Here is an 18,374-nt window from a genome sequence, read left to right as displayed (position 1 = left end):
AAAATGCCTCTGACATCAGGGTGAGCGAATAATGACAAAAGAATGACAGCGGCGCTGGCCGACATCACTGCCTGACCTGGCGCCGGTTTTATCAGTCAGGTTAACGGGTAATTCGCATGAATGAGTTTACGCATCTCCCGGCCACGTTCGCCGGGGAGCGGGTGGCTGGCTATTTTGTCCGTCAACACGGATGAGCAGGTGAAGGTCTTGAGATTGGACGCGACAAGACGTTCCATCCAGTCATTCGCTGTGTCCTGGCTAAGGGTGGCGGGGCTGAGAATTCTGAGATCCGCAAGCAACGCTTTTGCCAGCAGGCGCAGCGCATAGGGTGAGTCAAACTCTTTTCCGCTGTAGCGCGACGAAGATAATTCGGCCAGCAATCTTATCAATATCAGCAGCGCCACCACTTTTCTGTCGGTAGCAGAAAGTATTCTGCTTTTCAGTGCTAATTGTCGTTGGGTCAGCTCAACCAATTCTTTGCGCAATAATGCTGCGGCCTGTTTGACATCCTCTGGCGCGTCATCGTCGGGACAATAACCGCTCAGCAGCGAGAGTAAAATATTCTGATCCTGCGCTGAGGTGAGTTCTATATTCTGCGTAGGTTTACGCATCAGCAGCGCAATTAAAAGATCGGTGATCTCAACTGCTCTCGCTTTGTCGGCGACAGCAAGATTTTCATCGTGGCTGAATAGCGCGGAAATGACCGGGCTAAACATACCCGCCGAACGGGTCCAGAGTGCGTGCAGCATCGGGAAATGGCCCAGAATAGCGCTGAGTTCATCTGCCGTGGCGGCGATACCATCAACAACGTCCTCCTGCATAGGTTGAAATTTCAATATCAGGTAACGCTCCGGGGTTTTATTGGCGTTAATTAACTGGCTGAAATCCTCTGCGGGAAGATATAAAGCTTTTTCGCTGCCCGGACAGTAAAAAATATGATGTACCGTATCTTCACCCATCATCACATTCTCTTCGATAAAACGGATAAACTGTTTTGCCGGAGTGAGTTGATAAATCGCCTGACGCAATGCGGGGTGTTTGGATAACAATTGATTAATCGGGAATTGATAATCCACTAATTGATGGCTGTGCAGGGTGCTGAGCAATTCAGCCAGCTCGGATTGTATCGTGGATGGCACCAGCATGTTCTGGCAATTTGCTAATAATTTCTGCATTCTGAACGCTTTGATTTTTGCCGAACCGGCATAACACGCCTTACTCAATTCATTCAGTATCGATTGCCGCAGCGTCGGCGATTCTTCCCACGCCTGTATCAGTGGCGGATAGGTCTGGATCATCTCCACCAGCTGTTCGGCAAAATCACGGACAACAGCACCATTTTTAATGGTGGCAAAGGTATTAAACAGAATCGCTCCCGTAATGTTGTTATCGATACTGTTGAGATAAGTATCGATTCTCCGTTCCTTGTCAAACATGGCTGGGTCGAGCGTGATCGCGCCGGGTTGATAGTCGCCAAATACCGCACCGCTGAAATCACAGAAATTTATCAGCGATAGCTTATCGATTTTCACATTAATAAATTTAACCGCGCTATTCCCGGTTTTTTCAATTTCTTCACATATTATGGATTTCAGTTTGAAACGGCTGGCGCGCATATTGGTGAAGTTGACATTTCTGAATACATGCGTGCTGGCGGCACAACCTTTAAAACTGACATTTTCCATTAGGCTATCGCTAAAGTCCGCTCCCAGCGTCAGCCTTCTGTCACTGTCTGCGAAAGAGAGATTGTTAAGCTGGCAACGCGACATTCTGGCAAACGAAAAGTCAGATGATTTTATTCTTGATTTTCTTCCCTTATATAAACCGTCAATCCGGGTGCCTTCCCAGCACACCTTTCCGCCTTCAAATTTGAACCAATCCAGCCCTCGGTTATGCGCTGTGATCTGAGCATTTTTTATTTCAATCGGATGGTCTGGATAACAACAGTCAAACTTCAGATCGATAAAGCTGTCGCCATCAAAAAGCATAGGCTTATTATAATATTGAGGAAGTTGTGTCTTTGACGGGCCAAACCAAAGGTTACGAAATATCCGTGGGTGAGTTTCGCTGGCTTTAAAATTATCCATGTAATTAATAAATATATCTCCAGTAATCTCGTCCGGCTTATATTTCTTTTTTAACCCATCCGCGCCGGTCTGCGCTGCGTAATTCGAAACGGGCGATGCCTGTACATTGCCGATCGTTATATTCACCGGCGGAGGCGGAGTGGCGGGGGCTGCTGAGGGAGACGTTGCTGGTGAAATAGCGTTGATCGCGGTGTCTGACATCATGTTTTCCTGTATGGGATTTGGGCGTTGTTACCGGCAATGAATAAGATGTTCAACATTTCACACCTGGCGCGGCATTACCCAGCAATAACCCTGAAAAATAACTGAAGTCAGGATAATTTTTTGGGTATTAAGCAAAAATTAATGGGGTATGAATTTAAGCTAACTTATTAACAATGATAAGTTTTTGCTCTGATTAAATGCCGGTAATTCTCTGGTGGGAAGCCTGGCGCCATGTTATTTAATCTGCATGTCGTGCCGAAACTCACCTGCGTCCCGGAGATTACAATGAAAAAGATCCTGTCCTTTGCTGTCCTTCTTTCACTTACTGCATTTACCCATACCGCACTGGCCCAGCAAACTCTGCGTTTCGGCGTAGATCCAACTTTTCCACCGTTCGAATCCAAAGCGGCCGATGGTTCGTTGCAGGGATTTGATATCGATCTTGGCAACGCCATTTGTGCGCAGGCAAAGGTGAAATGCCAGTGGGTGGAAATGGGTTTTGACAGCAGCATCCCGGCGCTACAGGCGAAAAAATTTGATGCCATTCTGTCGGCCATGTCGATGACCGACAAACGCCGTCAGCAGGTTGCATTCAGCGATATGCTGTACAACACGCCAAGCGCGCTGCTGGCTCCGTCCGCCAGCAAACTGACCACCGACCTCAGCACCCTGCGCGGTAAGACCATCGGCGTAGCCCAGGGCACGATCCAGGAAACCTACGCGAAAACCAAATGGGCGGCGGAAGGGGTGAATGTGGTCTCCTACCCGAACCAGATGGAGGTTTATCCGGATCTGCTCGCCGGTCGTCTGGATGGCAGCCTGAGCAATGCCGTCTCGGCTGAGCAGGGGTTTCTCACCAAACCCGAAGGTAAAGGTTACGAGATTAAAGGTACGCTGACCGATAAGAAAATTTTTGGCGACGGCGTGGGCATCGCGCTGCGTAAAGGGGACGATGCGAATTTGCAGCTGATCAACAAGGCGCTGGCGGCGATGCATAAAGATGGCACCTATACTCAGCTGACGAAAAAATACTTCAAATTCAATGTTTATCCCTGATATCTGATGACCGGTCGGCAGCCATGCCGACCGGCAATGCCAGGACAGAAAAAATGATCGTCTTACCGCAATACAGCGCGCAGCGCGCGCGTTTTCTGGCCGCAGCCGAGCGTGAAGGCGCGGTGCTCACCGCTTACCCGCACCCACTCCGCGGCCCTCAGGGCGAAAACCTCTATACCGACGTGGCGCTGATCGGCCCGGCAACGGCGTCACGCCTGATGCTGGTGGTCTCCGGCACCCACGGTGTTGAAGGTTATTATGGCTCGGATTGCCAGATTGCCTGGCTGGAGTCGCTGGATGCGACCGCTTTACCCGCCGACAGCGCGGTGCTGCTGATCCACCTGCTCAACCCCTGGGGTGCGGCTCATCTGCGACGCGTCAACGAAGACAATATCGACCTGAACCGTAACTTTATCGACTTCAGCCAGCCCGCACCCGCCAACCCGGACTACGCGCAATGGCATGATATCTACCACGGCAATCGCGCCCGTGCGGACCAGCAACTGGCGAGCGCGCTCGCCAGCGTCGGCTGGCAGGCGGTCAAGCGGGTGGTGGAAGCAGGGCAATATCAGTCGGCGGAGGGGTTCTTCTTTGGCGGCCAGCAGCCGAGCTGGTCGCATCGCACCCTGCAAACCCTGATTGCTGAGCATCTGAAGCAGGCGAAAACCATCATCAGCTTTGATCTGCACACCGGGGCGGGCGCATGGGGACATCCGATGCTGCTCTCCATTGCTGAGCAGCGTGTTGCCGCCCATGACTGGGGCCAAGCGATCTACGATGAATGGCTGACGCTGCTGTTTACCGCTGCCGGACGCGACAGCGCCACCGGTGTCACCGCCACCGCCACGGGTTATCTGTCGCAGTATCTGCTGACGTCACTGCCCGCTACCCGGATTCTGCCGCTGGTGGTGGAATGTGGCACCTATGCGGGTGAAGAGATGCACCGCCGCGTGCGCGAGGATCACTGGCTGCATCTGTATGGCGATCCCGCCAGTGCGGCGGGGCAGGCAGTCAAGCGCGAGCTGGTGGAGGGATTCTGGCCCGCTGACCCTGACTGGCGTGCGCTGGTGGCATTTCGCACCCAGCAAATCTTTCTGCGAGGCTGGCGCGCCCTGAACGACACGCCCGACACTCACAGCCGACCGTAAAAGGTCATCCGCGCGGTTTCTGATAACGCGATACCTGGCGCGGTGTTGTAAGCCAGTACCGCCAGCATCCGCGTGATTTCCCCTTCCGTCGGGGTGACGCGGTGCAGCGAATTACGGCCACGGAACAGCACCAGATCGCCCGCATCAATCGCTAGCGCTTCAACCGGCTGGCGTTGATCCAGCACCGCCGCCACGCCGTCGTAGTTCATCTCTCCGCTATCGGCATCCCGCAGATCCTTCACGTACTGGAACACGGCACCGGCGCGCGGCTTCTGCACCAGCAGCGTGATGGCAAATGAGGAGTTGTCAAAGTGCCAGCCCAGCTCCTGGCCGTGCGGGGCGTAGTGCAGATTGATCGACGACAGAGGGTCGGCATAGGGATAGAGCGCGCTTTCGCCTAATACATCGCACAGAAAAGCTTTGAACTGCGCATCATTGTAGAGCTGGCGCAGCGGCGAGTCGGCGGCGATGGCGTCATCGGTGATGCAGCCTTTGGTGCTGATCACATCGCGGTTGCGCGGATGATCGGCGCTGAATGCGGCATCCGGTTTCATCAGATAAACGTTATGCTTGCTGACGGTGTGATAGGCCAGATGGCGTTGTGCTTCCCCTTCGGCGATGATCGCTTCCAGTGCGGCGGGCTGTAAAAACTGACGCAGCACCAGCGCGCCGTGCTCATTAAGTTGCTCGCGGCAGGTTTGGCGCCAGTCGGCGTCAGCCAGGGGATGCAGATCGAGACGAACGAGAGAGTCAGGCATGGCAACAGTTCTCATAATTAGCAGGTGTGATGTTACTCTAGCCGTGGCTGATGTTGCTGTGTAACGATAAATACTTAATACCCTGATAAGGAAGCCTTAATGCCCGCCCAGTCACCGCGATTGCCCAAAATCAGCGTCATTCAGTCGTTTAAAGTCGCTGCCGAACTGGGAAGCCTGGCAAAAGCGGCCGCCCAGCTGGCGTTAACCCCGGCGGCGGTCAGCCAGCAGATCCGCCAGTTAGAGGAACTGCTGGGCAGCGCGCTGTTTCTGCGGACGCAGAGTGGCGTGATGCTGACGGAAACGGGCAAAGAGTATCTGCGCTACGTCACCGAAGCCTTCGATATTTTGCATCTTGGCCAGCAGAACATCCGCCATGCCGCCGCCGCGCCTAAACTGACGATCTTTGCGCTGCCGGCGCTGGCCTCAAAATGGTTGCTGCCGCAGCTGGCAGGCTGGCGCGTGCACTGCCCGCATATTGATCTCTCGCTGCACGGCACCCATGCGCAGGTGGATTTCACCGCCATGCCGGCGGATTTTGTCATCTGCTTTGGGGAAGACCGTTATCCGCAGCTGGATAAGCAGTGGCTGTTTCACGATGAGGTGCTGCCGGTGGCAAGTCCGGCGCTGTTGCAGCGTTATCCAGAGGCTGACATCTTCAGCCACGCCCCGTTAATCCATCTCGACTGGGGGAATGAAGGCCGTTTCCTGCCAGACTGGCGCAGCTGGTTCCAGGCGAAAGGGCGGACCGAACCGGCTGCGCAGGCGGCGTTCAGCTTTAACCTCACCTCGCTGGCGATTGATGCAGCGGTGGCGGGTGCCGGGGTGTTGCTGGGTCAGCGCCGCCTGATTGCCCCGGAACTGGCGCGCGGGGCGCTGGTGGTGATTGATGAACTGAGTCTGCCGCTCAGCAAACCCTATTTCCTCGCCTGGCCGCAGCGCACGCTCAGCCAGCCAGGCAGTGAAGCGATGATTGACTGGCTACGCGAACTGGCTGCGGCTGGCGACTAAGCTCCGGGCCAGCATAGCGCGCGCGTAATCCCCGCATTATGCGCGGCTCCCTCATCTCCTCTGCTGATATCCTTCTGTGCATTTAACGTAAGTCAACACATTAATAATTTGATTTCCCAGAGTTTTGAACAAAACACCTTTCTCCAGTGAAATTCTCCGCTTGATTCTGCCAGCTCAAACTACACTGAAATCACTCTGCCAAAAAAGACCGTAATCTCAACAGGTTCCTGACCGTCGATAGCACTTTTGTCCATAGAGGTTAGTCATGGGTAAAACACATGTTCTGATTTGCGGGACGTAAAACGCCATAGCCAAAAATAACAGGCAGTCAGAGTCACACCTTTTAATCCGTTCAGGAGACCGTCATGGCCATATCAAGACGAAGTTTTTATTAGCTGGTTCTTGGCAGCGCGGTGGGGTTTGCCGTCATGAAACATGCGGGTGCCAGGCCGGCGAAAGTGCTGGGAAAAATCCCCCAGCATCACGGCGCAGGTAACAAAGGCGAAACGCAGGGTGGTTTCCCTCCGGCAGGCGCGACCTGTTCCATCGCTGATTTTGACTATCAGATCAAATATCAGCGGGCGTTTGAAGCCGTGCTGTGGAATATGCCCGCCGTGGCGATTTACAGCTTCCGGCGCGCCGCCTTCGACACCCTTGGCATGAAAGACAACGACATCATCGCCTATTCCCACACGGCAACGCCCAGGCTGGAAGCCATCACGGCCAACAGCACCACGCCGTACATCACGGCCTTTACCGATCTGCAACGCGGGCCGGTGGTGCTGGAGGTGCCCGCAGCCGGGGCAGATGGCAGCCTGTCCGGGCATCGTGGATGCCTGGCAGTTCACCATCGCCGATGTGGGACCCGCAGGCATGGACAAAGGACAGGGTGGGAAATATCTTCTCACGCCGCCAGGGTATAAAGAGGAGATTTGGCGAAAACCAACTGGCTGCAACGCGTAAACTTCGTTCTTTGCCAGGGTGATATGGGCACAGCAGATAAAAAATGGATTGCGCAGTACAAAGCGGTGGGCATTGAGCCATGCAAAACCCACTTCACTGCGGAACAGCTCGCTGCCGCGAAAAAAGGGGAAGCGCTGGGCATGGCGCACCTGAAAAAACTCCTGCCAACCATGACATCGTCTAAGGGCCTGCTGGGCACGCGTGAAGAGCTGCAAAACCAGCAACGCGATTTGTTTGCTGAAGGTACTCTCATTGGTCAGTGGGGACTGCCGCCGGAAGAATCGGTGTATCTGCAAATCATCAAAGGTTCAGACGGGCAGAACATCAACGGCTCGAATGGAAAAAAATACCGCCTGCACTTTAAAGCACCGAACGTCAGCCAGTTCTGGTCCTTTACTGTCTACGGTTCTGACAACATGTTTATGGCGCACAATGCCATTAACCGGCACAGCCGGGGCGACCGTACGCTGAAGCCCGATGCCGATGGTATGTACACCATAGACCTGAGCGCCAAAGGCGATGCGAATAACCCTAACTGGCTGCCAATCCCGGAAAAAGATGCGTATATCATCATGCGCCTCTATGGACCGGATCAGGCGGCAATCGACGGAAAATACCCGACGCCAACCCTCGACGTCGTTAAATAAACCGGCCATATCTCAGTTTGCTCTCTCTGCCAGCAGGTGGCAGGGAGAGCGCTAACGTTTCGCTTTTATCGGCATGGCTGCTGGAATTGCTCTCATTTCATCCGGCATTTGTCCGGATATAACTTTCCTGGGCGCGCCTGCGCAAATGTTATCTGCTTCATCTTCCTGCACTTTCTTTTGCGCTATGGTTAACCCTTTTGTAACAAACTGACCGCAAGGGAGCTCCACCGCAATGATGCACCTCTCCGATCTGACCCTCACCGCGCTGGTGGTGGGGATCACCATCCTGTTATGGGCCAGCGCGCGCCTGCCGGAGTACCTCACGGCACTGCTGTTCTTTGCTGCTGCGATGCTGCTGCATATCGCCCCCGCCGCCAGCGTGTTCAGTGGTTTTGCCTCCTCCGCCTTCTGGCTGGTGTTGAGCGGCTTTATTATCGGTGCGGCGATCCGCAAAGTGGGGCTGGCGCAGCGCTGGGCGAACTGGCTGGTGGTGCCGCTCAGTCGCAGCTGGCCGCGTATGGTTGCCGGGGTGGTGGCGGTGAGCTATCTGCTGGCGCTGGTTATGCCTTCCAATATGGGACGCATTGCGTTGCTGATGCCGGTGGCGGCGGCACTGGGCGAGCAGGCCGGTATCCGGGCGGGCAGCCGTGGAGCCATCGGGCTGGCGCTGGCGGTGGGATTTGGCACCTTCCAGCTTTCCGCCAGCATCCTTCCCGCGAACGTACCCAATCTGGTGTTGAGCGGCGCGGCGGAAAGCGCCTGGCACATTCATCTGCAATGGTTGCCGTGGTGGCTGCTGCATCTGCCCGTGCTCGGCATCGGCAAAGGCCTGCTGCTGATCGCCTGCATCACCGTGTTGTTCCGCGCTCAGCCGCAGGCGGTGCGCAGCCGCGCTGTGCTGCCCGCCTTCAGCTCCAGTGAATGGCGCCTGATGATCCTGCTGGCGCTGACGTTGCTGCTGTGGATGACCGACAGCCTGCACGGCATCTCCGCCGCATGGATTGGGCTGGCGGCCGCCTGCATTTGTCTGTTGCCGCGCATCGGTTTCCTCTCCGGGGACGATTTCGCCAGCGGCGTCAATTTCCGGACCTGCCTGTATATCGCCGGGATTCTTGGCGTGGCGACGGTGGTGGTGGAATCCGGCCTGGGCCGCATGATTGCCAACGCCTTGCTGGCGTTGTTACCGCTGGATGCCGCTACGCCGTTTGCCAATTTCGTCACCCTGAATGGACTGGTTTCCCTGCTGAATTTCGTGCTGACCGCCAATGGCGTGCCAGCAATGGTGACGCCGATGGCGCAGGAACTGGCCACGGCCGCCGGTTTTCCATTGCTGACGGTAATCATGTTGCAGGTGTTCGCCTACGCGACGCCGCTGCTGCCGTATCAGGCTTCGCCGGTGGTGGTGGCGATGGGGCTGGGGAATGTACCGGCGAAAGCCGGGCTGACGCTGTGCGTGGCGGTGTTTGTACTCAGCGTGCTGATCCTGCTGCCGCTGGATTATTTATGGTTCCGGCTGCTGGGGTATTAAGACGGTCGCTGTTATAGTCATTTTTCGACCGTGTTAAGCAAGAGTGAATCCCTATGTCCACCATTCTCGTCAGGGCCATATCGTGAGCGATTGGGTCGATTTTCACCGGGATGACGAAACCGGCATCGAAAGCGTTAACGCGCATTTCTGCGGCCATGCCTATGATCCGCACGATCATAACGAGCTGCTGGTGGGGGTGACGCAGCAGGGCGTGCAACGCTTTAACTGTCACCGTTCCCTGCATACCAGCACGCCGGGACGGGCGATCCTGATTGAGCCGGGTGCGGTGCATGACGGTCACGCGCCGGATGCGGCGGGGTTCACCTATGTGATGCTCTATCTGCCGCAGGTATGGGTGGCGGAGATGATGCAGCGGCGCGGTCTGGGCGATATTGCCAACATCGAAGCGGCGTTTCGCGCCACCCTGACCGACGATGCGCTGCTTACCAGCGCCATTCAGCAGGCCTGGTATGCCGTGCATCATGCGGAAGGGCGGCTGGCGCGCGATCAAAGCCTTGATCATCTGCTTACCATGCTCTCTCGCCACCTCGATCCCCGTCCGGGAACGCAACTGAATGAGGCGCTGGCGCCGATGCAGCTGCTGCGTGATTACCTGCACGATTTTATGGCGCAGGACATCGGGCTGGAGGAGCTGGCGCGCCTGTCGGGCATCGATCGCTTTCGCCTGACGCGGCAATTCAAACAAGCCTTTGGTCAGTCGCCTCACGCCTATCTGGTGCGGCTGCGGCTGCGCAGTGCGCGAACCTTGCTGGCGCAGGGGATCGAACCGGCGCAGGTGGCTTCTCAGGTGGGCTTCTCCGATCAAAGTCATCTTGGCCGCTGGTTTCAGCGCGCCTACCGTATGACGCCAGCCTCTTATCAACGTCAGTGCACAAACGTTCTATACCGGCAGCATCGTTCCTGACGATGATAGGGTTTTTGACCCGAACGGAGAGTTGTTGCAGATGTTTGATACCAAAATTGCCCTGATCGTACGTGATGATTTGGCAACCTGGCAGCGGTTGAATGTGGTGGCGTTTCTCGCCACCGGGATTGCCTCGGCGGCGCCGGAAATGATGGGTGAACCCTATATCGATGCGCGCGGGCGTCATTACGGCAATATGGCCGGGCAGCCGATGCTGATTTTTGCGGGCGATCTGCCGGGCCTGCAACGCGCCCATCGTCAGGGGCTGGAACGCGAACTGACCATCATTCCTTATGTCCACGCCATGTTCTCCACCGGCCATGATGCCGCCAACCGCGAGGTGTTTCTGGCGGAAGATGCGGACGATCTCAACCTGGTGGGGATCGCCTTGCGCGGGCCGAAGAAGGCGGTGGACAAGGCGATTAAGGGACTGGCCCTGCACGGCTAAGGGCAACGCACCGCGCGTCTGGCGCGCACGGTGCTGGCATACGCCCAGGCACCGATCCCCAGCAGCGCGGTGGCGCTACCCGAATAGAGCAGCAATGACGGGCCGCCGTGTTCCAGCCACAGGCCGCCCGCCATTGCGCCGGACCCGATGCCGACGTTAAACGCCATCACGTACAGCGCCGAAGCGAACTCTGGCCGATCGCCGCCAACCTCAATCACCCAGCTTTGCAGCCCGATAATCAGGATGGCTATCGAAGCGCCCCAGATGGCCATCACCAGCCACGAGAAACCGGTTGCCGGCAACGCCCAGAGGATCAGCAACTGGCTGCACAAAATCCCCAATCCGCCCAGTAACGCCAGATGCGCCGGGCGCAGCGGCACGCCACCGGCGATCAGGGTGCCACAGGCTCCGGCGATGCCGAATACCAGCAGATTCAGCGCAATCGCGCTGACCGGCGTGTGCAGCACACCGCTCAGCAGCGTGGTGATATAGGTGTAACTGGTGAAATGCGCCGTCACCAGCAGCAGCGTAATCACCACCGCCAGCCACAGCGCCGGATTCTGCCCGGAATGTTGCTCCGTTTGTTGCGGTGACTGTTGCAGCGAGGGCAACCAGAAATAACCGGCGATCAGGATCAGCAAGCCAAACAGACCAAACAGCGCGAAGCCCTGCTGCCAGCCCCAGAACTGCCCGATGGCGCTTGACAGCGGCACCCCGGCGACAATCGACAGCGAAATCCCGGCAAACACAATCGCGGTGACGCGGCTCGGGCGCATGGCTGGGGTGATTTTGATGGCATAGCTGGCAATGCTCGACCAGAACACGCCGTGTCCGAGTGCCGCAATGGCGCGCAGCACCATCAGCTGCCACCAGGCGTGCGTAAACCAGGCCAGCCCGTTGCACAGCGTGATGACGCCCAGCAGAAACAAAAACAGGGTGCGGCGATCGATACGCTGCGTCAGTAGCGTCACCGGCACCACGGTGAGGGTGATAATCCAGGCATAACCGGTGACCAGCAGGCCAACACTGGCTTCGCTGACCTGCAAATCCCGGGCAATAAATGACAACAATCCAATCGGCAGGTACTCGGTGGTTTGCGAAACAAATGCACCGAACATCAATACCAGCAATACCTTCAACATGACTCGCCTGCTTGTTACGTTTTCGTTAACAGGAACATAACGTAATCACGCTGCGCTTTAAACCCCGATTTCCGCCATGCGCGCGGCGGCGTGCAGTAACAGGTCTTCCCGCCCGCGCAGCGCCAGCAGCTCCATGCCAATCGGCAATCCCTGCGCGGTAAACCCCACCGGGATACTGATGGCCGGTGCGCCGGTCACGGCGGCGAGCAGGGCGTTGCTGCCAGGTTGCATCTCGCCATGTTGCACCGGGGGATGTTTCACCACCGGAAAGGCCAGCACATTGATTTTCCGCTGGTTAAACAACTGTTCGAGCGTCTGGTACAGGGTCCGCTGACGCAGCTGGACCAGGGCATAGCTTTCGCTCTCTTTACCCGGATGGCTGGCGCGTGCGGTAAACACCGCTTCCAACTGCGGATGATAACGCCCCGATGCCACGACCTCCGCCAGGCTGCGGCTGTGCGCCCTGGGTTTATCCGCCAGCCAGGCGGCGAGCGCTTCGGCAAACTCCCAGGCGATAATATTGGCTTCGGCGGTAAGGGTCTCCAGCTGCGGAAAGCTGATCTCCTGCTGGCTGCCATCTTCGCTGACCAGCGCGGTGACTGCCGCACGCACCGCCTGATTAATCGCGTCTTCCCCGGCGGCAAAACCTTCCAGCCACAGGCCGATGCGCAGCGGCTCACTCTCCCGCGCAAATGTCTGTCCACTGAGGATTTCACTGGCGAGACGCAGATCGGCAGGATGGCGTACCAGCGCGCCTGGGATATCCTGGGTTGGCGACAGAGGCACAATGCCGTCGGTGCTGATGGCGCCGCGCGTCATTCGCAGGCCGTACAGATAATTGAAGGCCGCCGGGATGCGCACCGATCCTGCGGTGTCGGTGCCAATCGCCAGCGGGACATAGCCTGCCGCCACGGCGACTGCCGAACCGCTGCTGGAGCCACCCGGTGAATGGCCGGTCAGCCACGCATTATGGGTAAAACCGCTGAGTGACGAGGCACCGGTAATGCCGGCTGCCAGTTCATGCATCGCGGTTTTGCCGATCAACACCGCCCCGGCGGCGCGCAGCGCTGCCACTAAGGGAGCGTCCTGATCGGCAATCACTTCGCGCAGCAGCACTGAACCGGCGCTGGTCGGCCAGCCCTGCACCTCAATATTGTCTTTGATCAGCAGCGGAATCCCCGCCAGCCGACCCATCGCTTCACCGCGCTGACGGCGCGCATCGCTGGCATCGGCCGCCGCCAGCGCCTGGTCGGCAAACAGCCAGGTAATGGCGTTATAACGCGGGCCATGCTGGTCGGCTTCCGCAATGCGCCGCAGAGCAAATTCAGTTAACTGGCGGGCGGTAACGGCACCCTGTTGCAGTGCCTCGCTCATGTCGCTTAGCGACGCGCGTAGATAATCAGCGTATTGCATCCGGTTCAACCTCCAGCGGTAGCCAGTTGGCCAGCCCCCGATCAGCAGGGATAAGCCTGCCGCAGGCACTGGCGGGAAAGTGGGAACTGAACCAGATTGCCTGATGTTGCAGGCACCAGTCTATCGCCTGTTGCCGGGAACGTGTTGCCTGCGGTTTATCTTCACAAAATACCGAGTTCCAGTGCGGGAACTGAAACTGAATCGGATGATGCATCACATCACCGGAAAAGATCGCCTGCTGGCCCGCGCTGCTGAGCAGCAGCGAAGCGTGATCGACGCTATGCCCCGGCGTGGGCAGATAGCGCAGCACCCCGGCCAGCAGCGGCGAATCGGTGACATCAACGGTTTCCAGCTGGCCGCTGTTAATCAGCGGCAGAATGCTGTCGAGGTACAGCGCCTGCATCGCCGGGTTGTTCTGACAGCGCGCCAGTTCGCGCGCAGAGCAGATATAACGCGCGTTGGGGAACATCGGCCGCCAGGCGCCATCCTGCCAGTGAGTATTCCAGCCGACGTGATCGGTATGGATATGCGTCATTAATACCAGCGTCACCTCATCCGGCGACACCCCGGCCTGCGCGAGCCGTTCGGCATACGGGGTTTGCAGCTGATGAAACAGCGGCTTATTGCTGCGGTCGCGTTGGTTGCCGGTGGCGGTATCAATAATGAGGGTGTGATCGGCCGTCTTCACCACCCAGCTGTGGATCGACAGCTCTGCCGCCTGCGCGGCCTGTTGCGGCGACATCTCGTGGCGATGTTCGGGATAAAGTGCGGCAAACGGCAGCGAAATGGTTTGTTCGGTGACTTTTTCTATCAGGCAATCGCCTACGCGAATTTTCATCATGTGTTCCCGGTCAGATGGTTTGCTGAGTTGCTTCTCACTATACTGACGGCTGGATCATCATTTAAATCGATTAAAATCATGCAAAGCATCAACAAGAATGATTTAAGTCGCATCGACCTCAATCTGCTGGTGGTGCTGCTGGTGATGTATGACACGCGCAGCGTGACCGGGGCGGCGAACCGATTGTATCTCGGCCAGCCTGCGGTGAGTGCGGCGCTGAAACGGTTACGCGAGCTGTTCGGCGATCCCTTATTTGTCCGCTCCTCGCAGGGCATGACGCCAACGCCGCGCGCGGAACAGCTGGTCCAGCAGTTCGCGCCCCTGATGCAGGGCGTACACAGCGCCATCTTCAGCACGCCCGCGTTCAATCCGGCGCAGGATCGCTACAGTTTTCGTCTGGGGATGAGCGACTGGATCGAGCACTGGCTGATGCCCGATTTGCTGGCTGAACTGATGACAGAAGCGCCGCTGGTGGACGTCACGGTGCTGGCCGCCGATCCCTGGCAGGCTATCCCGTTGATGGAGCAGCAGCAGGCTGATGTGGTGGTGACGGTCGGTAATGAAACCAGCCGCGATTTAACACGGGAAAACATCGCCCACGCCGGGTTCAGCACGGTATGGGACAGCCAGCAAATCCGCCTGACTTCAACGCTGACGGTGGAGGATTTTGTCCGCTATGATCATGCGCTGGTGTCATATCGTGGCGTCAACGAAAGCGCGCTGGATCAGCAGCTCCAGCAGTGTGGCACCGCGCGGCGCGTGCGTTTTGTGACGCCGCATTTCTCCGCGCTGCCGGTGCTGTTGCGGCGTCTGCCGCTGTTTGCCACCGTACCCCAGGGGCTGGTGAGCAGCTGGTGCCTGCGCTACAGCCTGCAAGCCGCGCCGGTGCCGGTAGCCATGCCGGATTACACCCTGTCGCTGTTGTGGCACAACGCAACGCGCGATGACGCGGCTAACTGCTGGATACGGGAAAAACTGCGCCAGCTGATGTTGCGTAAACTGGCGTGTTAGGCAACTTCGCCGTCGATAACCTGCATCAGACGCCTTGCCTCCACGGCAGCAATCGGTGAGGATAGCAGCATGAACGAACCCGATCTCAATCTCCTTATTGCCCTGGATGCCCTGCTGACGGAAGGCAGTGTCACCGGCGCTGCGCGCCGTCTGGGCCTGAGTGAATCAGCGATGAGCCGCACCCTGAGCCGTTTGCGTGCCACCACCGGGGATGCGCTACTGGTGCGTGCCGGGCGTCAGATGGTGCTGACGCCCTGGGCCGAGGCGATCCGTCAACGTACCCGGCACAGCGTCAGCGAGGCGCGCGCGGTGCTGCAACCGGCATCCACCTCGCTGGATCTCGCTACCCTCGATCGTTGTTTTACCCTGCGCACCAACGAAGGTTTTGTTGAGGCATTCGGCGGCACGTTAATCAGCGCCGTGGCACAGGTTGCGCCGCTGGTCAGGCTTGATTTTGTCGCCAAACCGGAGAAAAGCGCGCGTGATTTACGTGAAGGGCGGGTCGATCTGGAAATTGGCGTGCTCGGCAATATGGGGCCGGAAATCCGGATGCAGGCGCTGTTCCGCGATCATTTTGTCGGGGTGGTGCGGCAGGGACATCCCTTAACGCAGCAGGCCAGCCTCGCTCAGCTGGCGGCTTTTGGCCATATTGTGGCGTCACGACGGGGTGAGCTGGGCGGTCCGATTCATGATGCGCTGGCGCAGGCGGGTTTTACCCGTCATATCGCGGCAGTGGTTCCGGCGTTTTCCACTGCCGTGGCGATCGCCCAGGGCTGCGATCTGGTGGCGCTGGTGCCGCGCTCGCTGTTTTTGCATCATCCGCTGATCAAAGCCAATCCGACGCTGGCCTGTTTTGAACTGCCGTTCAGCACCCCGGAAATGACGGTGTCGCAGTTCTGGCATCCACGACTGGAAAATGACGCCGCGCATCGCTGGTTGCGGGGATTGGTACGAGAGAAGCTGTCCTGAATAAATCATGATTATATTGTGACTTTTTTCCTCGCTATAGCGTTCTCCTGATGACAAACGGAAAATAAGATCCATTGCACATCTGAATGTATACAGGGAGAAATACCATGTCAGATTTATCTGTTTCCACCAGCCCGTTAATGTCTTCTTCAATAGAGAGTAGCTCTAACTCTTCCGGCACCAAAATCAGCGTAAAGAATGCCAGTACCACTATCACGACCAATACGGAAAATACGCAATTCTCGTTTATGGTGGTTTATCCCAAAGATTTTCGGTTGTATGTCGATACGTTGATGAGCACCGACCAGCACAAGCGGTTATTTGTCAATATCAAACTTTCACGCAATCCCGGAACCACCTCCTACCTGTTAGAACCCGATCAAATACTGACGTTTAAAGGACAACATTTTATCGACCTCAGCCTGGTGGGAATTAATTTCCCGGCCGGGACGGTAATGAAAAACTGCACCCTGGAAGCGCAGGACAGATATATGCAGTGGGGGGAGGTGAGTTTTACCGATTCAGATCTGGAAGCGGTAAAAATTGAAGGGAACTGGCACGGCAGGCAATCTTTTTTTTCCGGCTTTACCTTGCATTCTGTCAATATGAAAAAGGCCACGCTGCATGATATCAAGTTCTCCAGTGGCGATGGCTCTTATATGCTGAATGTGAATCTATATAGCGCTGATCTAAAAAATATCTCTTTTTTGGGCCATAAAGGAACAACCTACCAAATCAGTGAGGTGGACTTACGACATGCTAAAATCACCGGCCTGGAGATGGGCTATGTCTGCTGTAAAGAAAAAGTCTATATTACGGGTGCCGGGATTGGGCAATTAATGCTGAGCGGACCATGTGATTTGTCCGGGTGGGTCTGTAAAAATTATCAGCCCCGCGCTATTACCTGGAACCCAGAGATGTTTAGCGACGCTGATGCGTTGAAAAAAGCATTTTGCCATAAGCAGGGGGCGATTGTGATTAATGCTCTCGACACGCTGAAGAAAAATAATAGCGATATTGTCGTTGATCTGGTTGAGCAAATGGTGGCGATCATCAGAAAATATCCTGAGTCTTTAGCAACCTGCCTGGAGTCTGATTCCATACGGCTGCCGCTGGTTGAAATGTTGCGAGATCCCTGTTTTGCTAATAATCAGAAAATACAGGCATTCAGAAATACGCTGTTATATCGGCATTATCAGCGCGTCCCGCTAAGACTGGCTGCGGCAGATATCACCGAAGCCGCTGGCATGATCAAAACATTGCCGCTGGAGCAACTTTTACCTATTCAGCTGGTGGTTAATCAGCTCGCGCAGCAACAGCCAGGCATCAGAAAAGAATTTTCCAGAATAAAGGGTTTGGCAAAAATAGTGGAATATCTGAAAACACACTATGGCCCGTTTCCCCATATTTTTGTTAATCGGGGAACCCAGGAGGCGTTGTGCCTGACGGAGGAGGACTTTACTCAACTCGTCACCCGGCTTAAAACGCCGGAGGCGGTCAGGCTGGTAAAATTCGATCACGCTAAGCAAAAATTTGCCACCCTCCCGGCTACCCCTGAAAATATCGCCGCTATTCTTACGCATTTCCCGCTATTAGATTCGCTGTGGAAGCGTTCGGTGTTCACGTTGCGGCCTGCGATTGAATTTCTGTTTTCTGATCTTTCCGGCCTAAACAATCAGTCTGAGGCGATGCAGGCGTATGGCATTCAGCAGCATCTTATTTCGTTGCTGGTGCGGCCTGGCGGCAAAAAAATGGATCTGGCTACAGAGCCGTCCCACGGCATTCTTGAAAGGTCATTCGCCGCCTTTAGCGGCACTGCGTCACAACAGCACTGCGAGGAATTGGTCAGACGGGTTCAGCGCCAGTTACAAAATCATCCCGGTTATCACGCGCGTCCAGGCGATCAGCAACAAGCCATTGCGGCGCTGGTGATGCTAAAACTCCTGATCGAACTCTCCACCGCGGAATATTGCGGCAAAGAGGCGGTATGCGCAGAGGGGCTGACCGGACCGGCGTTGGATCTGTTTGTGTATGCACGCATCAAGTGCCCGACGATGTTCACCATTGAAGCAAAAGAACGCTGGCGTTCATATTTCGCTCTCGGCGCCCTGCGAGATCCGCTGGATGCCCAGGCGTTTCTCTCCAGGCTCGATCGTTATGAATTTCCTGGCAGCGAGGGTCCCGCCATCAGGACGGTATTTAATGAGGTTTATCCTTTGCCTTAAT

14 protein-coding genes and 2 pseudogenes are annotated in these 18,374 nt (G+C 56.5%); 11 read left to right on the top strand and 5 right to left on the bottom strand.

Annotated features, from left to right (window positions below; all coding sequences use genetic code 11):
- Window positions 1-95: 95 nt before the first annotated feature.
- Entirely contained in the window at window positions 96-2,291 is a 2,196-nt protein-coding gene (locus tag AC6I8V_RS22855; RefSeq protein ID WP_497846098.1) for a hypothetical protein, read from the bottom strand.
- Window positions 2,292-2,576: 285 nt separating this feature from the next.
- Between AC6I8V_RS22855 and AC6I8V_RS22850 the strand changes: the two genes are divergently transcribed.
- Together AC6I8V_RS22850 and AC6I8V_RS22845 are read left to right on the top strand one after the other, a co-directional pair.
- Window positions 2,577-3,347: an ABC transporter substrate-binding protein gene (locus AC6I8V_RS22850; RefSeq protein WP_497846097.1), complete on the top strand. Its 771-nt coding sequence runs from the start codon at window positions 2,577-2,579 to the stop codon at window positions 3,345-3,347.
- A 56-nt stretch (window positions 3,348-3,403) separates the two neighbouring features.
- Window positions 3,404-4,495 (top strand): DUF2817 domain-containing protein, encoded by a 1,092-nt coding sequence (locus AC6I8V_RS22845; RefSeq protein ID WP_497846597.1) that lies wholly within the window; start codon window positions 3,404-3,406, stop codon window positions 4,493-4,495.
- Here the strand turns inward: AC6I8V_RS22845 and AC6I8V_RS22840 are convergent.
- Window positions 4,480-5,253 carry a 2OG-Fe(II) oxygenase gene (locus AC6I8V_RS22840; RefSeq protein ID WP_497846096.1) on the bottom strand — a complete coding sequence of 258 codons (774 nt, stop codon included), beginning with the start codon at window positions 5,251-5,253 and terminating at the stop codon, window positions 4,480-4,482. The two genes, AC6I8V_RS22845 and AC6I8V_RS22840, sit on opposite strands and share 16 nt — an antisense overlap.
- Before the next feature lie 99 nt (window positions 5,254-5,352).
- Between AC6I8V_RS22840 and AC6I8V_RS22835 the strand changes: the two genes are divergently transcribed.
- The 6 genes and pseudogenes from AC6I8V_RS22835 (at window position 5,353) to AC6I8V_RS22810 (ending at window position 10,772) form a co-directional block, all read left to right on the top strand.
- A complete protein-coding gene (locus AC6I8V_RS22835; RefSeq protein WP_497846095.1) occupies window positions 5,353-6,261 on the top strand; it encodes a LysR substrate-binding domain-containing protein in 909 nt (302 codons plus the stop codon).
- A 428-nt stretch (window positions 6,262-6,689) separates the two neighbouring features.
- Window positions 6,690-7,194 (top strand): annotated as a pseudogene (locus tag AC6I8V_RS22830) (DUF1254 domain-containing protein); the annotation flags it as partial.
- Window positions 7,191-7,871: pseudogene (locus AC6I8V_RS22825) on the top strand (DUF1214 domain-containing protein); the annotation flags it as partial. The pseudogenes AC6I8V_RS22830 and AC6I8V_RS22825, both read left to right, overlap by 4 nt.
- Before the next feature lie 232 nt (window positions 7,872-8,103).
- Window positions 8,104-9,399 (top strand): SLC13 family permease, encoded by a 1,296-nt coding sequence (locus AC6I8V_RS22820; RefSeq protein ID WP_497846094.1) that lies wholly within the window; start codon window positions 8,104-8,106, stop codon window positions 9,397-9,399.
- Between the two features lie 82 nt (window positions 9,400-9,481).
- Window positions 9,482-10,324 (top strand): helix-turn-helix domain-containing protein, encoded by an 843-nt coding sequence (locus AC6I8V_RS22815; protein ID WP_497846093.1) that lies wholly within the window; start codon window positions 9,482-9,484, stop codon window positions 10,322-10,324.
- A 40-nt stretch (window positions 10,325-10,364) separates the two neighbouring features.
- Window positions 10,365-10,772 (top strand): DUF2000 family protein, encoded by a 408-nt coding sequence (locus AC6I8V_RS22810; protein ID WP_497846092.1) that lies wholly within the window; start codon window positions 10,365-10,367, stop codon window positions 10,770-10,772.
- Here AC6I8V_RS22810 and AC6I8V_RS22805 read toward each other — a convergent pair.
- From AC6I8V_RS22805 to AC6I8V_RS22795, 3 genes are read right to left on the bottom strand one after another with little or no spacing between them, the layout of a single operon-like run.
- A complete protein-coding gene (locus AC6I8V_RS22805; protein WP_497846091.1) occupies window positions 10,769-11,914 on the bottom strand; it encodes an MFS transporter in 1,146 nt (381 codons plus the stop codon). The genes AC6I8V_RS22810 and AC6I8V_RS22805 overlap by 4 nt on opposite strands.
- A 57-nt stretch (window positions 11,915-11,971) precedes the next feature.
- Window positions 11,972-13,327, bottom strand: coding sequence for an amidase (locus AC6I8V_RS22800; RefSeq protein WP_497846090.1), 1,356 nt, complete (start codon window positions 13,325-13,327; stop codon window positions 11,972-11,974).
- Window positions 13,314-14,168, bottom strand: a complete 855-nt coding sequence (locus AC6I8V_RS22795; protein WP_497846089.1) for an MBL fold metallo-hydrolase — start codon at window positions 14,166-14,168, stop codon at window positions 13,314-13,316. Before AC6I8V_RS22795 ends, AC6I8V_RS22800 begins: the two co-directional genes overlap by 14 nt.
- A gap of 78 nt (window positions 14,169-14,246) precedes the next feature.
- Here AC6I8V_RS22795 and AC6I8V_RS22790 point away from each other — a divergent pair, with 78 nt between their 5' ends.
- The 3 genes from AC6I8V_RS22790 (at window position 14,247) to AC6I8V_RS22780 (ending at window position 18,373) form a co-directional block, all read left to right on the top strand.
- Window positions 14,247-15,179: a LysR family transcriptional regulator gene (locus AC6I8V_RS22790; RefSeq protein ID WP_497846088.1), complete on the top strand. Its 933-nt coding sequence runs from the start codon at window positions 14,247-14,249 to the stop codon at window positions 15,177-15,179.
- 69 nt (window positions 15,180-15,248) lie between these two features.
- Complete coding sequence (locus tag AC6I8V_RS22785) at window positions 15,249-16,148, top strand: LysR family transcriptional regulator (protein WP_497846087.1); 900 nt, start codon at window positions 15,249-15,251, stop codon at window positions 16,146-16,148.
- Window positions 16,149-16,255: 107 nt separating this feature from the next.
- Entirely contained in the window at window positions 16,256-18,373 is a 2,118-nt protein-coding gene (locus AC6I8V_RS22780; RefSeq protein WP_497846086.1) for a pentapeptide repeat-containing protein, read from the top strand.
- The last annotated feature ends 1 nt before the right edge of the window (window position 18,374 follow it).

This window comes from Pantoea sp. X-Soil-TKNS-1207 (assembly GCF_059730485.1).
The sequence above is the reverse complement of the archived record's forward strand: the minus strand, read 5'-3'. Positions and strand labels throughout refer to the sequence as shown.

Bases quoted from the DNA above. Each gene is read 5' to 3' on its own strand.
- AC6I8V_RS22820 (WP_497846094.1), top strand. From the start codon at position 8,104: ATGATGCACCTCTCCGATCTGACCCTCACCGCGCTGGTGGTGGGGATC.
- AC6I8V_RS22800 (WP_497846090.1), bottom strand. From the start codon at position 13,327: ATGCAATACGCTGATTATCTACGCGCGTCGCTAAGCGACATGAGCGAG.
- AC6I8V_RS22805 (WP_497846091.1), bottom strand. From the start codon at position 11,914: ATGTTGAAGGTATTGCTGGTATTGATGTTCGGTGCATTTGTTTCGCAA.
- AC6I8V_RS22855 (WP_497846098.1), bottom strand. From the start codon at position 2,291: ATGATGTCAGACACCGCGATCAACGCTATTTCACCAGCAACGTCTCCC.
- AC6I8V_RS22795 (WP_497846089.1), bottom strand. From the start codon at position 14,168: ATGATGAAAATTCGCGTAGGCGATTGCCTGATAGAAAAAGTCACCGAA.
- AC6I8V_RS22850 (WP_497846097.1), top strand. From the start codon at position 2,577: ATGAAAAAGATCCTGTCCTTTGCTGTCCTTCTTTCACTTACTGCATTT.
- AC6I8V_RS22785 (WP_497846087.1), top strand. From the start codon at position 15,249: ATGAACGAACCCGATCTCAATCTCCTTATTGCCCTGGATGCCCTGCTG.
- AC6I8V_RS22810 (WP_497846092.1), top strand. From the start codon at position 10,365: ATGTTTGATACCAAAATTGCCCTGATCGTACGTGATGATTTGGCAACC.
- AC6I8V_RS22840 (WP_497846096.1), bottom strand. From the start codon at position 5,253: ATGCCTGACTCTCTCGTTCGTCTCGATCTGCATCCCCTGGCTGACGCC.
- AC6I8V_RS22835 (WP_497846095.1), top strand. From the start codon at position 5,353: ATGCCCGCCCAGTCACCGCGATTGCCCAAAATCAGCGTCATTCAGTCG.
- AC6I8V_RS22790 (WP_497846088.1), top strand. From the start codon at position 14,247: ATGCAAAGCATCAACAAGAATGATTTAAGTCGCATCGACCTCAATCTG.
- AC6I8V_RS22780 (WP_497846086.1), top strand. From the start codon at position 16,256: ATGTCAGATTTATCTGTTTCCACCAGCCCGTTAATGTCTTCTTCAATA.